The 13,758-nt window shown below is 67.3% G+C and carries 14 protein-coding genes; 6 read left to right on the top strand and 8 right to left on the bottom strand.

Features of this window, described 5'->3' with window-relative positions:
* Positions 1–56 precede the first annotated feature (56 nt).
* The 5 genes from WDJ57_RS07155 to WDJ57_RS07135 form a co-directional block, all read right to left on the bottom strand.
* Positions 57–1,157, bottom strand: coding sequence for a putative sulfate/molybdate transporter (locus tag WDJ57_RS07155; RefSeq protein WP_338905143.1), 1,101 nt, complete (start codon positions 1,155–1,157; stop codon positions 57–59).
* Positions 1,158–1,399: 242 nt separating this feature from the next.
* Positions 1,400–1,804 carry a DUF7522 family protein gene (locus WDJ57_RS07150; RefSeq protein ID WP_338905142.1) on the bottom strand — a complete coding sequence of 135 codons (405 nt, stop codon included), beginning with the start codon at positions 1,802–1,804 and terminating at the stop codon, positions 1,400–1,402.
* A 424-nt stretch (positions 1,805–2,228) separates the two neighbouring features.
* Entirely contained in the window at positions 2,229–2,642 is a 414-nt protein-coding gene (locus WDJ57_RS07145; protein ID WP_338905140.1) for a universal stress protein, read from the bottom strand.
* A gap of 114 nt (positions 2,643–2,756) precedes the next feature.
* Positions 2,757–4,409, bottom strand: coding sequence for a class III poly(R)-hydroxyalkanoic acid synthase subunit PhaC (gene phaC / locus WDJ57_RS07140; protein WP_338905139.1), 1,653 nt, complete (start codon positions 4,407–4,409; stop codon positions 2,757–2,759).
* A gap of 114 nt (positions 4,410–4,523) precedes the next feature.
* Positions 4,524–4,973, bottom strand: coding sequence for a universal stress protein (locus WDJ57_RS07135; RefSeq protein ID WP_338905137.1), 450 nt, complete (start codon positions 4,971–4,973; stop codon positions 4,524–4,526).
* Positions 4,974–5,058: 85 nt separating this feature from the next.
* On the opposite strand from WDJ57_RS07135, the gene WDJ57_RS07130 reads away from it, so the two are divergent.
* Complete coding sequence (locus WDJ57_RS07130; RefSeq protein ID WP_338905135.1) at positions 5,059–6,075, top strand: BtrH N-terminal domain-containing protein; 1,017 nt, start codon at positions 5,059–5,061, stop codon at positions 6,073–6,075.
* Between the two features lie 45 nt (positions 6,076–6,120).
* On the opposite strand, the gene WDJ57_RS07125 is transcribed toward WDJ57_RS07130, so the two are convergent.
* The gene (locus WDJ57_RS07125; RefSeq protein ID WP_338905133.1) at positions 6,121–6,603 is read right to left on the bottom strand and encodes a hypothetical protein; all 483 of its coding nucleotides are present in this window, start codon (positions 6,601–6,603) and stop codon (positions 6,121–6,123) included.
* Positions 6,604–6,815: 212 nt separating this feature from the next.
* On the opposite strand from WDJ57_RS07125, the gene WDJ57_RS07120 reads away from it, so the two are divergent.
* Complete coding sequence (locus WDJ57_RS07120; RefSeq protein WP_338905131.1) at positions 6,816–7,241, top strand: universal stress protein; 426 nt, start codon at positions 6,816–6,818, stop codon at positions 7,239–7,241.
* Positions 7,242–7,625: 384 nt separating this feature from the next.
* Here the strand turns inward: WDJ57_RS07120 and WDJ57_RS07115 are convergent, their stop codons facing one another.
* Positions 7,626–7,913, bottom strand: a complete 288-nt coding sequence (locus tag WDJ57_RS07115; protein WP_338905129.1) for a hypothetical protein — start codon at positions 7,911–7,913, stop codon at positions 7,626–7,628.
* A gap of 398 nt (positions 7,914–8,311) precedes the next feature.
* On the opposite strand from WDJ57_RS07115, the gene WDJ57_RS07110 reads away from it, so the two are divergent.
* From WDJ57_RS07110 to WDJ57_RS07100, 3 genes are all read left to right on the top strand, one after another.
* Positions 8,312–9,481, top strand: coding sequence for a thiolase C-terminal domain-containing protein (locus WDJ57_RS07110; protein WP_338905128.1), 1,170 nt, complete (start codon positions 8,312–8,314; stop codon positions 9,479–9,481).
* Positions 9,478–9,858 carry a Zn-ribbon domain-containing OB-fold protein gene (locus tag WDJ57_RS07105; protein WP_338905126.1) on the top strand — a complete coding sequence of 127 codons (381 nt, stop codon included), beginning with the start codon at positions 9,478–9,480 and terminating at the stop codon, positions 9,856–9,858. The genes WDJ57_RS07110 and WDJ57_RS07105 overlap by 4 nt, the downstream gene beginning before the upstream one ends.
* Positions 9,859–10,027: 169 nt before the next feature.
* Positions 10,028–11,122, top strand: coding sequence for an Ldh family oxidoreductase (locus tag WDJ57_RS07100; protein ID WP_338905125.1), 1,095 nt, complete (start codon positions 10,028–10,030; stop codon positions 11,120–11,122).
* On the opposite strand, the gene WDJ57_RS07095 is transcribed toward WDJ57_RS07100, so the two are convergent.
* Positions 11,123–12,028 (bottom strand): DMT family transporter, encoded by a 906-nt coding sequence (locus WDJ57_RS07095; RefSeq protein WP_338905123.1) that lies wholly within the window; start codon positions 12,026–12,028, stop codon positions 11,123–11,125.
* 55 nt (positions 12,029–12,083) lie between these two features.
* Between WDJ57_RS07095 and WDJ57_RS07090 the strand changes: the two genes are divergently transcribed.
* Positions 12,084–13,718, top strand: a complete 1,635-nt coding sequence (locus WDJ57_RS07090; RefSeq protein WP_338905121.1) for a class I adenylate-forming enzyme family protein — start codon at positions 12,084–12,086, stop codon at positions 13,716–13,718.
* Positions 13,719–13,758: the final 40 nt, after the last annotated feature.

Below are 13,758 nucleotides of genomic sequence, written 5' to 3'. Positions count from 1 at the left end.
TCGAGTCGGACTTACCCCGTCTCACAGTGACAGCTGGCCAGCCCGTCGCGGTGGCGTCAGTCGCTGCCGTCTCGGCGCTGGAGGAGGTGCACGACGACGCCCCCGACGAACGCGACGCCGAGGTTCACGAGCAGCCCGCAGACGCCGATTGCGCCCACCAGCGCGTACTCGTCGCTTTGCTCCAGGGCCGTCCGTCCCAGCTGCAACCCGACGAGCACCAGAATCGCGCCCAGCATGGAGACTGGATACGCGGCGACGAGGCCGACGGCCAGGACTGCGGCCGCGATGTAGCCCAGTCCGAGAATCACGTTCGCACCGGCCGTGCGCGCACCGAAGGAGTACTTCCCGGCGACGCCGCCGCTGCCGTGGCACATCGGCAGCGCCCCGAACGGGAGGGCGGCGAGGTTCATCACGCCCATACTCGTCGTCAGCGCGTCGGGCGAGACGTCCCGGTCGAAGTAGTCCGACAGGAGCAGCGACGTCGCCAGCGCGGCGTTGCCGAGCGTCATCGCCAGTTGCCCGACCGCCGCTTCGACCGCCGGCAGCGTGAGGTCCTCCGGCCCGTACAGCAACACGGCGTCGGTGGTCGGGAGCGACGGTGACGGCACGCCGGTGGAGGCCGCCGCAACGACGCCGCCGAGCACGAGGACGCCGAAGGCACTCAGCTTCCAGTACCCCCGGGCGACGAACCCGACGGCGACCACGCCCGCGACGCCCGCCAGCACGAGGTTCCGGCTCGCGAGGTCGACGCCGGTCTGGAGGAGGACGAGCGCGACCCCGAACTGGATGCCGCGGACGACGGGCGAACCGACGTACGCGCCGAATCGCTCCAGGGAACGGGTCGTGCCGATGGCGAGCAACACCACGCCGAGTACCGTGCCGGCGACGAGGAGTTCCCCGGCCGTGATGGTGCCGGCGATGACCAGCGCACTGACCGCTTTCATCGGCTCGACGGAGACCGGAACCCCGTAGTAGAGCCCCCAGACGACCTGGAAGATGCCGAACCAGACGAGCATCACCGTCAGCGAGAGGTCCGTGAGCACGCCGACGGCGACGACGATGGGGAGAACAGTGACAGAGTCCCCGACGGCACCCGTGACCTCGTTCCAGGAGAAATCGAGGGTTCGGACGTTCCGAAACGAGACTCTCCCCGCCATTGCATCCACAATCGCGGGTATCCCACAAAATTCCCCGGGCTACAACCAGGTTCGGCCCGCTGGTACGGCCGTCCCCCGTCTGCTCGTCGGGCAGGCTCGTCCCGGACTCGGTGCGACACAGGTTTCTATCGCTATCTCGACGAAAATACCGCTAAATGTGCCTGTTTTGTCGACACTATCGGCCCTGCTGTGCTCAGCTGTCGAGACGCCGGTCCGGGAGAGCCGACGGTAACCCGTCGCCGTTACGGGTCGTCGGAGAGTCGCCGGTGGCAGTCCCCGACGAAGGAGTGCAATCGCGCAGCGGCCGCCGGGTCCATCGAGAGCACGAGGTTCGGTTTTTCCTCTCTGGGAAAGTTGAGTACGATGCCCTCGGCGAAGCACCGGACGACACACCCAAGCGCTCCCAGCTGGTACTGGCTCTCCTCGCTTCTCGCTTCGAGTGCCTCGTCCGCGAGGTCGTCGAAGATGGCGTCGACCATCTCCCCGGAGTACTGCTCCCGGACGTCGTCGCGAACGTAACTGAACTCGTAGCCGTCGGCGGTGACGTACGCCACGCTTCGCAGGGTCTCACCGGACTTCCGCCGGACGAACCTGGTAATGGCGTCCTGCTCGCCGGCGCCGTCGGAGGGGGTATCTGGCCGGGACATTGTCCCAGACATACATGAAGACGATATTGAATTATCTGGTCGCAGTATCAAATACGAGAATAGCCGTACGTCGTCGCCGCGGCCGCTCCTGTTACGCGTGTCACTCGTGTTATCGTCGACCACAGAAGCACTGTCAACACTACCCATACATGATTGTTTCAATAGAAAACACTTTCAAACACTCATATTTGCAGACTATATTTGAAGTTAGAGATACATTTAGACAACTGTACTACTAAATGGCTGTCTCTGTGCCTCATCTTGTGGCTTCCCGTCCGCGATGTGGCTACGCGCTGGCTTGCGACGCTGGCTGCTTCCGGGGCGGGTCGTGCCTACAGGGGCCGACGCTACTGTCGTCGCGTGCCGGTCGTTCGCCGGACGACGGAGGCGCTGCGACCCGGGGGGTCCGACGACGGCCGTCGCGCTACTCCGAGACGACGACGACCTCCCGCTCCGAGCTCTCGCGGACTTCCTGGCCCACCCCCGAGAAGTGTTCGCCGTGGTCGCCGTGGGCCCCGACCACGATGACGTCGGCGTCCACCTCGTCGGCGTAGTCGAGAATGACCTCGTGGGGAATCCCGCGACGCACCGTCGATTCGACGGACAGGCCGCGGTCTGCGGCCCGCTCGCGGACGTCCGAGACGCACTCGCGTGCGTGGTCCTCGGCGTACACCGTCGTGAGTTCTGCGCTCCCCAGTGCGGGTTCCTCGACCCGTCGGCTGTCGACCACGCAGATGACGTGGAGTTTCGCCCCCCTGGCTGCTGCACGGTCGAGCGCGACGTCGGTGGCCGTCTCGGCGTACTCGCTCCCGTCTGTCGCGACCAGAACGGTCTCCATACGTGGTCTACGTTCGCCCGCCTCGTAGTTGTTGGTGGCGGGGTGGGTACCACTCGCACCCGGGTTCGTGCCGGGTCCGCACCTGTCCATCCGCCGGTGCGACGGCTCCGGCCGTCACTCCGTCTGTGCCGTCCCGTCGGTGCCGACCAGTTCGCGCGCGTCGGCAATCCAGCCGCTGGCGAGTCGCTCGCTGGCACGCGCGGCCTCGGCGACGGTCCGCGACTCCGCCCTCGCCAGTGCTGACGGCGATTCGATACCGGCGTCACGGAGACGGTCGGCGTAGGTGGGGCCGATGCCGGAGACGTCTTCGAGGTCGTACGTCGCGGCGATGTCGACCTCGTCGATGGCCTCCTCGACCTCGGCGCGCAGGGCTTCCCCCACGTTCCCGACGACCGTCGTCTCGACGCCGTCGGTCGTCCCGACGCTGACGGCGATGCCCTCCGCGCCGAGGTCCAGCCCGATGTCGACGTCGAGTACGTCTTCGAGGAACTGTTCGACTGCCCGGGCGTCGTGGGGCACGACCTCGCGGGCAAGCGTCCCCTCGCCGGTCGCAATCGCGATTTCGACCTCGCCGGCGTCACCGACGGTGACGTCGGTCTCGATGTCCACGCCGAGGATGCGTTCGACGCCCTCCGCGATGACGTCGGCCAGGCCCGGGTGCGGGGTCTGGTCGAGGAACCACTCGGCGACCTCCGGCCAGACGTCGCTGTGGGTGCTCCGGGACATCGCCAGTCCGACGTGGCCGGTCGGATACTCGATCGTGGTCACGTCGTCGCTGCCGACGACGTCGTTGAACGGCGTGGACGCCGCCGGCGGGACGAGGTGGTCGTACGTGCCGACTATCTGCAGCAGCGGCATGTCGATGTTTTGCACGTCGACCGCCTCGCCATCGACGGTCAGTTCGTTCTCGTAGAGGGCGTTGCGCTGGTAGACGTCCTCCAGGAACTCGGCGTAGACCGTGCCGGCGACGTCGACGCTGTCGCCGAGCCAGGTCTCCATCCGCGCGAAGTTCTCGACGAAGTCCTCGTTCTCCAGTCGCTCGGCCAGGCGGACGTACTTCGAGAGGTAGTTGCTGACGGGGTCCATCAGCGCGAAGCCGACGTCGAGAAACTCGCCGGGGACGTTCCCGTAAGCCGCCGTCACCGACCGGGGGTCGTAGTAGTCCGCGTCGCCCCACTCTTCGAGCACGCCGCCGGTGTCGTCGAAGTACAGGCCGGTCGCCAGCAATCCGAGCGCGTTCACCTTCTCGGGATACAACGCGGCGTAGATTGCGGCCAGCGTTCCCCCCATGCAGTACCCGAGGACGTTGATGCTCTCGCGGCCGCTCTCCTCGCGGACGAAATCGACGCAGTTGTCGATGTAGCGGTCGACGTAGTCGTGGACGCCCAGACTCCGGTCGAGCCGCGACGGTTCCTGCCAGTCGATGAGATAGACGTCGTGGCCGGCTTCGAGGAGTCGACGGACGACCGAGCGGTCGCGCTGGAGGTCGAGGATGTAGGGCCGATTGATGAGCGCGTAGACGACGAGAATCGGGACCTCGTGCTGTGTCTCGGTCACGGGCTCGTAGCGGTGCAGTTCCAGTTTGTTCTCCCTGTACACCACCTCGGAGGGCGTCTGCCCGACCTCGACGCCGGCCATGTCCCCCAGTCGCTCGTCGAGCCGCCCGGCGCGCCGGACGGCGTCGCCGGCCGTCTCCAGCAGCGAGGCGTGGGCGGAGATGACCGTGGCGAGCGGCGACCGTGGGGGCCGGGTGCCATCAGGGTCCATACCGACTAGTCGGGTCGCCGACGGTTAGTCCCTGTCGCACCCGCCGGGAAGTGCGCTGGCCGGCCCGAGACCGGTCTGCCGTCCCCTGCGCGCCGGCAGAGACGGCCTTTCCCGTCACCGCACGACGGCCACCGGAACGGTCGCCCGTTCGACGAGACTCTTGGCCACGCTGCCGAGCATCGCCTCCTCGTGTTCCGAGCGGCCGCGGTGGCCGACGACGATGGTCTCGAAGCCGTTCTCCTCGGCGTAGGCGGCAATCTGGCTCACCGGGTCGCCGTAGAGGAGTTCCGTCTCGATGTCCTGGCCGAGGTCCGCGCAGAAGTCGACGGCGTCCTCCAGAATCTCCAGCCCGCGCTCCTCGGCCTGCTCGACGCTTTCGATGATGAACCGCTCGTCGGCGTCGCCCAGCCCGGACGCCGGTTCGCTCCCCCGTCGTTCGTAGACCGCGGGGTCGACGGCGTAGACGGCCGTTATCTGTCCCCCCGTCGCGTCACCGATGTCGGTCGCGTACGCCAGCGCGTTCTCGGCAGGGTCGGAACCGTCGGTCGCTACGAGGAGTTTCATGTCGGAGTCTACTGCTGCCAGCGGCTTAAGCGATGACCCCGGGGGCGGCCTCGGGGATTAACTTTCCACCCGGCGTACGTCCAGTATGGCACTCGCCGACCGCTACGACCACCAGCCCGGGGTTCACTGCGGCGCGGCCGCACTCCGGAACGTCACCGCACACTACGGATTGACCTACAGCGAGGCGGCCTGCTTCGGCATCGGCGGCGGGCCGGCCTTCGTCCTCTACGAGGACCCCGACGAACCGTGGGTCAGGGTCCGGACCAGCCCGACCTGGCTGGAGCGGGCCTTCTTCGAACGGACCGGCATCCCCCACCTGTTCCGGGAGGGCGACGACTTCGAGACGGCCTGGGACAACGCGACTGCGCGCGTCGACGATGGGGACCCGGTGATTCTGTTTCTCGACCCGGCGCCGCTGGACTACGTCCCCGACGACCCGTCCCACGTCCCGCCTCATACTGCCGTCATGATTGGATACGACGACGAGCGCGTCCACCTCTCGGACGGTGCCGCCGAGAGCACGGTGGAAATCTCCCGCGAAACGCTGGCGGCGGCCTGGTCGGACGACCGCTACCTGCCGTTGCGAAACGAGTACCTCGTCGTGACTCGCGGTCGGGCCACGGCGGACGACACGGACGCGGCTGCCGCCGGCCTCCGGCAGGCCGCGACGTACATGCTCGACCCGCTCCAGGTGAAGCGGGACGCGCGGGGACCGGGCGAGGAGGGCGTCCCCGCGTTGCAGTCGTTCGCGGACTATCTCGGTGCCTGGCCGGACCTGCCCGAACCGGCTCGGCCCGTCAGCGCCGCCCGGCGGAGTATCGACGAACACGGCGAGGGCGCGGCGTTCCGCTCGCTGTACGCCGATGCGCTCGCAGAACTGGGGCGGTCGACGGGACTCGGCCAGGCCCTCGCCGACCGGATGGAGCGCGTCGCCGACGAGTGGCGGACCGTCGCGGGCCTGCTGGACGAGATTCTGGCGGCGGAGGACCCCGGACCGTCCCGGTTCGAAGAGGCCGGGAGTCTCGTCGGCGACATCGCCGACCGCGAGGAGGCGGTCTTCGAGACGCTCGCCGACGAACTGGGGGAGGTCCGGACCGACTGAGCCCCCGCCCCGTTTCGCCTCCCCACCGCAGGCCCGCGCCCGACCTCAGCCCGTCGTGTCCAGCGCGTCGAGTGCCGACGGCCGCCTGTCGTCTGGCAGGTCCGCGAATGCGGCGACGACCTGGTCGACGACTGCCGCCGGCGACAGGTCGTCCACGTCGACGGTGACGTCGGCGTCCGGTGGCTCGAACTCGCGGTAGACGATGTGGACCGCGGCCTCGTCGATAGGGTGCTCGCGCTGGCGATTCCGTTCGAGGCACGTGTCGAGTTCTGCCGCCAGATACACCGTGAGGACGTCGTCAAGGCGTCGGAACTGCTCCTGCCACTGTCGCTTGTAGAAGGTACCCGCGACTATCCAGTCCCGGTCGGAGTCCGCGACGCGGTCGAACATCCGGTCGTAGGGGTTGCGGCTGAACGCGTCCGAGTCCAGCAGGCCGGCCGACACCCCGCGCTCGCGGAACCGTTTCTGGAGCAGGGTCGTGACGGTGGTTTTCCCGGCTCCGGGCGGGCCGCAGACGAGGAGTATCACGCCGGCGACTCGGGGCTCCAGTCTGATAGGCGTGACTCCTCTCGCGTGTCTGCGTCGGCTCTCTCGTGGCTTCGGCCCGTCGCCCGCTGCTCCACTCGGAAGCGCCGGGGAACTCGCTTGCCGGCCCCGGCCGTCCCCCCACCGACACCCGGTAGTTCCCGCCACCTAAGAACTGGAGGTATTGCTTTATTGTTGACGGACCAACAGTACGTATGGCCGGTCAAATCCTACTGGCGAGTGACGGAAGCGAGGACGCACGCGCCGCCGCCGAGCGCGCGATTCAGCTGGCAGACGAGCGCGATGCGACGTTGCACGTCCTCTGTGTCGTCGACAAGCGCGTCATAAGCGAACCCGCCTTCAGCGCGGCCGAGGCCGAGACCATCCAGGCCGAGGACCACGGACACGACTGCGTCAAGGAGGTGGGCCACCTGGCGGAGGGGACGGGCATCAGGGTCGAGGGCAGCGTCCGCCACGGCATCCCGCCCGAACTCATCATGGAGTACGCCGACGAGATAGGGGCCGACCTCATCGTCATCGGCGAGCACGGCGAACACACGGAACACCTCGGGGGCGTCGGGCGAACGCTCGTCGACGAGAGCGACCGCGAGGTCGTCATCGTTGGCAACGAGGCGTCGTAGCGCGCCGGAATCGACGTCTCTGGGAGACTGTCACGACCCCTCCCGTCGTTCCAGGTCGTCGCGCTCGACGGTCAGCCGCAGGTCTCTCGCGCTGACGCCGTCGGGGGAGACGACCAGCGGGTCGACGTCCGTCGGTAATACTGTGCTACTCGGACCTAGGCCCTTGCTTCTCGACGGGTAGGCAGGGACTACGCTTCGCCTGTCACTTACACGCCTATGAGTGTAAATCTGCGGGCCTCCCCGACGTGTGTCGTCGCCGAAGCTCGAAACGCTCGAACGTATTTATTAGCATATTCTGGCAGACGGTGCTAGGTGACACGAATCCATTTACAGAACGCAGTATTTGCCGACATCACGGCGGCGCGGCTCCCACCTGGTGGCCGGTCAAAACCGACACGCGTCGCGTAGTACCTTCGGTTTCGTGGTGCCGGTCCCGTCGCACTCCGGGCAGGGGTCCGACGCCTCGGTCGCCTCGCTGTCGTCCCCTGCGACACCCGTCCCGCCACACTGGTTGCACTCTCGGGGGGTGTCGAGACACTCGGAACAGTACGTCGTGGAAGTGCCGTATCTGACGCCGCTGCAGGCGGCGAGAATGTCGTCCCGGTCCTCGCCGCCTGCCATCTTCGGATACACTTTGCTTCCCGATAGCACAGTATCCTCGTCCAGCTGCACGTGACATTTGACACACTCTAACATACCGGAACTGATGTTGGATTGAATCATATATGTTTGGGCGACCCCGGTTCGAATGTACGAGCAACCAGCGGGTCGGCTGTCCCTGATACTCGTAGACGTTTCACACTCATTGAATCTATTTTATGTATAAATATGGCTAAAATAGTTATAAATATTTGCCTTTGTGAATGAAAGTAATAATATAGTTTTTGGAATTTAGCGCTCCTGTTACAAACTCGCTTTCTATGGACCTATCTACCCGGGAGATGTTTACCCACGGGGTCAGCATTCCTCAGTCCTGCCGCCGTCCGCTCCGGTTGGGTCGACCACGGCCGACGCCTCGTCTCCGTCGGTCGACACGCACATTTATGACTCGGGTCGAACTGGGTGTAGGCATGGCACGAGCAAGCGTTATCGGTACAGGAATGACGACGTTCGGCGTCCACGACAGGACGCTCGCCGAACTCTTCGCGGAGGCGGTGTTCCCGGCGCTCGACGACGCCGGTGTCGGGACGACCGAGGTCGACGCACTCTACTTCGGCAACGCGATGGGCGGACAGACCGAGAACGAGACCCACCTCGCACCGAAACTCGCGTCCCACGTCGGCATGGCCGGCATCCCCGCACAGCGGTTCGAGGACGCCTGCGCGACGTCCGCGAACGCGTTCAAACACGCGGTCCAGGCCGTCGAGTCGGGCGTCCACGACGTCGTCCTCGTCGGCGGTGCCGAGCGGTGCACGCCGGAGACGGGGCTGGATACGGCTGCGATGACGCGCGTCTTCGCCAGCGCGGCCCACCGACAGGTCGAGCAACCGACCGGCCTGACGTTCCCCGGGGCGTTCGCGCTGCTCACGAAGCGGCACATGTACGAACACGGCACGACCGAGGAGCAACTCGCCGAGATAGCGGTCAAGAACCACTACCACGGCAGTCTGAACCCGCGGGCGCACTTCGGACGGGACATCTCCGTCGAGGAGGTGCTGGACAGCCCCGTCGTCGCCGACCCGTTCCACCTGATGGACTGCTGTCCGTTCTCCGACGGCGCGTCGGCCGTGGTCGTCGTCTCCGAGGACGCCGCGGAATCGTTCGACGGCGACCCCGTCGACGTCACCGGTATCGGGCACGCGACCGACGTCGTCCCGATGGCGGACAAGGCGCACCCGTCGACCACGCAGTCCGCGCGCGACGCCGCCGCGGAGGCCTACGACCAGGCGGACACCACGGCGGACGCGATGGACTTCGCCGAGGTCCACGACTGCTTCACGGGCGCGGAAGTGATGGCGACGGAGGCAATCGGACTGTTCGAGGACGGCGGCGCTGGCCCGGCAGTGGCCGAGGGCCGCACGCGCCTCGACGGCGACATCCCGGTCAACCCCAGCGGCGGCCTGAAGGCGAAGGGCCACCCCATCGGCGCGACGGGGACGGCCCAGGTCGTGGAACTGACCGAGCAACTCCGCGGCGAGGCGGGCGACCGACAGGTCGCGGACGCCCAGCGCGCAGTCGCGCACAATCTCGGCGGTGGCGCTGCGACAACCGTCGTGACCGTGATGGAGGGTCGGGCATGAGCGACGCCGCCGACTACGTGCAGGGCGAGCGACTGTCCGACGACGACATCGCGCGGGCGCTGCGCGACGGCGTCCTGCTCGGCCAGGAGTGTGCCGACTGCGGCCACGGGACGGGGACGGCCGCCGCTGCCTGTTCACACTGTGGCTCGCGCGACACGACCGCCGTCGTGCTTCCCGAGGACGGCGAAATCTACACGGAGACCAGAATCAACGTCCCACCACCGGCGTTCGAGGGGCCATACACCGTGGCTATCGTCGAGTTGAGCGACGGGACGCGCCTCACCGCCCACATCGAGTCCGACGTCTCCGTCGGTGACGCCGTCTCCTTCCAGGGGACTATCGCGGAGGACATCCGGCCAGCGCCGGTCTTCGGGTAGTCCGGCGGATAGCAATTTTCCACCGTCGTGTTTTCTAGGCGCGTTCGGTCTCGTTCTCTGCGACAGTACGTTTAGTACGCTTGCGCTCGAAGCCGCGACAGACAATGTCTCAGCACAGCCAGGCGGCAACTCGTGAGCGCCGGGGTCTCGGTCCGGGGGGCGAGTGAGGATGCGGTTCGACCCGTCGACGCTGCGCTCGTTCGCCGTCGACGTCCTCGCCGGACTCGGTGCTCCCGCGGAGACGGCCCGCACCGTGGCAGATTCGCTCGTCCGGGCGGACCTCCGGGGGTACGGCACGCACGGCGTCGGCATCCTCCCGCTGTACGCGGCGATGGTCGACGACGGGGCCATCGACCCGGCGGCGACGCCGACCGTCGACCGCGGCGACGGGGCCACGGTGCGCGTCGACGGCGAGACCGGCTTCGGCCCGCTCGCGGCGCGGGAGGCCACCGCCGAGGGCGTCGCGGTCGCCGAGGACTACGGCGTCGCCGTCGTCGGCCTGCGCGACGCGTCCCACATCGGCCCCGTCGGCGAGTTCGCCGAGCGCGCGGCGGCAGCGGGGATGGTCTTTCTGGCCTTCACGAACACCGCCGGCGGCGCGAAGAACACCGCCGCGTTCGGTGGGACAGCGCGAAAACTGTCGACCAATCCGGTCGCGTTTGGCGTGCCGACGTTCGACGCGCTGGCGTTCGACGTCGTCGCCGACTTCGCGACGAGCCAGGTGTCGGGCAGCGTCATCCGCGAGCACCACCGGACGGGCGACCCCCTCGACGACGAGTGGACGACGACAGAGACGGGCGACCCAGTCGACAGCCCCGCACAGTTCATGGCGGGCGATGGGGCGTTGCTCCCCGTCGGCGGCCGCACCACGGGCCACAAGGGCTACGCGCTGTCGCTGGTGGCGGAACTGCTGGGTGGACTGGTCGGCCGCAATCCCGTCGTCGGCGAGAACGACCCCGAGTGGCTGGCCAACGGCGCGGCCTTCGTCGTCGTCGACCCGACGGCGTTCCTCCCGGTGGCTGCAATCGAGGACCGAATCGCCCACCTCGCCGCCCACCTCCGGAGCGAGGACGGCGTGCGACTGCCCGGCCAGGGGGCACACGAGCGAGCGGCGGCGAACCGCGAGGCGGGCGTCGCCGTCCCCGAGCACGACCTGGTCCCGCTCGCCGACCTCGCGACCGACCTCGGCGTGACGCCTCCGGAACCGGTTCAGGCCGCACTCGCAGACGCCGCGGACGTGGACGACGACGTGCAGACGTGGTAACTACCCGAACACGGTGACGATGCCGGCACCGACGACGACCAGGAGCGACGCCGAGACCAGCCGCCAGGTGATGTGTTCCAGGTGGCTGAGGAACACGTAGGCGAGGACGGCGACGAGCAGCGGACTCGTCTGGGTGATGGGCGCGACCACGACGACGCGGGAGACTTTCAGCGCCGCGTAGTACCCCAGCACCGAGAGCGTATTCGCCACGGCGGCGGCGAGATACCACTTCGTGTGAGGTTGCCCCAGGAGCCTGTCGAACCGGAGCGTGCCCCGGTACCGGAGGTAGGCCACGAAGCCGACGCCCGCCGCGACGGTCTTCAGCGTGAGGCCGACCAGGATGGGCGTCCCCTCAGCGAACCCGATACGGACGAAGTTCGGCTCGGTCGCGAACGCCATCGCCGCCAGCAGCGGCAGACCCAGCGCCGTCACCGAGACGTCTTCCCCGCGTTCCGCGCCCGTGTTCGTCGTCTCCCAGGAGATGGCCGCGATGCCGACGACGATGAGGAGGATGCCGCCGGTGTGGGCCATGGTGAGCGCCTCGCCGAGGACGAGGACGGCGATGAGCGAGGCGAACAGCGGCATCGACGCCTTCAGCGGTTCCGTCCGCCCGGCACCGATGCGGTCGATGGAGTCGTAGTACAGCACCCGGCCGAGAAAGGTTCCCATCAGACCGGCGGCGACAAAGGAGAGCAGCGACGTCGGCGTCAGGCCGTAGTCGGGGAAGTGCAGGACGGCCGCCGCGGGGAGAAAGGCCAGGACATTCACCCCCATGCTGAGGAGGACGGCCTGCCTGATGCCGCCGTGCTCTGCGCCCACGCGGACCAGTAGCACCTGCGCGGAGACGACGAGTGCGACCATCGCCGAGAGCGCCACTCCCAGCAGCGGCAACGAGGTTCCTGCCATCTACGAGGTCATCGTGAACCTAATACTTAATACGACATGCCAGCACCTGCCACGTATGGAGTTTAACTTCGACCTGGGTACCGACGCCCAGGAAGAATTTGTCCGCCAGTCGCGACGATTCACTGTCGGCGACCTCCTCCGGAAGGGGGCGCGGATGTACCGGGACCGCACTGCGGTCAGCGAGCCGAACCACGAGGTGACCTACACCGAGTTGAACGACCGCGTCAACGCCTTCGGGAACGCGCTCCGCGAGCGGGGCCACGAACCTGGCGAGGCGACCGTCGCCATCCTCTCGGAGAACCGCGGGGAGTTCGTCGAGGTCATGTTCGCCGGCGCGAAACTGGGCTGTCTCGTCCCCGCGCTGAACTGGCGGCTGGAACGGGACGAACTCGTCCACTGCGTCGACCTGGTGGAGCCCGAAGTTCTCGTCGTCTCCGAGCAGTACCGGGAGAAAGCCGCGTGGATAGAGACGTCCGCCGAGTCAGACCCCACCATCGTCAACCTAGACGGCGGCGACGGTGACCTCGACTACGAATCGCTGGTCGCGGACGGGTCCACCGCGGAGCCGGCGCCCGACCACGACGTCGACCCCGAACAGGGGCTCGTGGTGCTGTACACCTCCGGGACGACCGGGCTCCCGAAGGGCGTCGTCATCAGCCACCGCGCCTGGCTCGCGCGCGGGTACACCTACATCATCGACTTCGACCTCGAAAAGGGAGACTGCCAGCTCGCGTGGCCCCCGCTCTTTCACATCGTGTCCGCCGACTGGCTCCCCGCCATCTTCACCCTCGGCGGCACCTTCTATCCCGTCGAGGGGTTCGACACCGAGCGCGTCGTCGACATCCTCCGTGAGGAGGGAGGTGGCATCGGCTGGCTGGTCCTGCTTCCCGGCGTCGTCGAGCGGTTGCTGGACTACGTCGAGACCCACGACATCGACCCGCCCTCGGACTTCCGCGAGATACGCAACATCGGTGCGCTCGTCGACCTCATCGACCCGAAGAAGGTCGAGGCGGTCACCGAGACGTTCGACATGCCGTTCAAGAACTCCTACGGCGCGACGGAGAACGGGAACGTCCTCAGCGCCGGCAACGACATTCCGAAGGGCGTTCGACCGACCGACGACGACCTGCCGAAAGTCGAGTCCTCGTTCGTCGACCTGAAACTCATCGACGAGGACTGGAACGAGGTGGAAGGGCGCGGCGAACTCGCCACGCGCGGCCCGACGCTGTGTAGCGGCTACATCAAAAACGAGGAGGCGAACCGCGAGGACTTCCAGGACGGCTGGTTTCGCACCGGCGACATCTTCGTCCACGACGAGGAGGAGGGGACCTACCACTTCGTCAACCGGCGGAAGTACCTCATCAAAAGCGGCGGCGAGAACATCTATCCCGCCGAAATCGAGAAGGTGCTGCTCGAACACGAGGCTATCGAGGAAGCCGTCGTCGTGCGTGTCGCCGACGAGAAGTGGGGGGAAGTGCCACGCGCCGTCGTCAGCACCTACGACGAGGACGCCGTCAGCGTCGACGCCCTCATGGAGACGCTGGAGGAGCGGCTGGCGAACTACAAACTCCCGCAGTACTTCGACGTCGTCCACCCCGACGAGTTCCCCCGGTCGGCGACCGGCAAGGTGGTCCGCGACGACGTCGAGGCCTGGGCGCTCGACAACGACTCCCGCGTTCGGGAAGTCTGACGCCGCGGTCGCGGCTGCGAGAACAAACGTTATTACGCGT

Source organism: Salinibaculum sp. SYNS191 (assembly GCF_037338445.1).
In the GTDB taxonomy this organism is placed as follows: domain Archaea; phylum Halobacteriota; class Halobacteria; order Halobacteriales; family Haloarculaceae; genus Salinibaculum; species Salinibaculum marinum.
The sequence above is the reverse complement of the archived record's forward strand: the minus strand, read 5'-3'. Positions and strand labels throughout refer to the sequence as shown.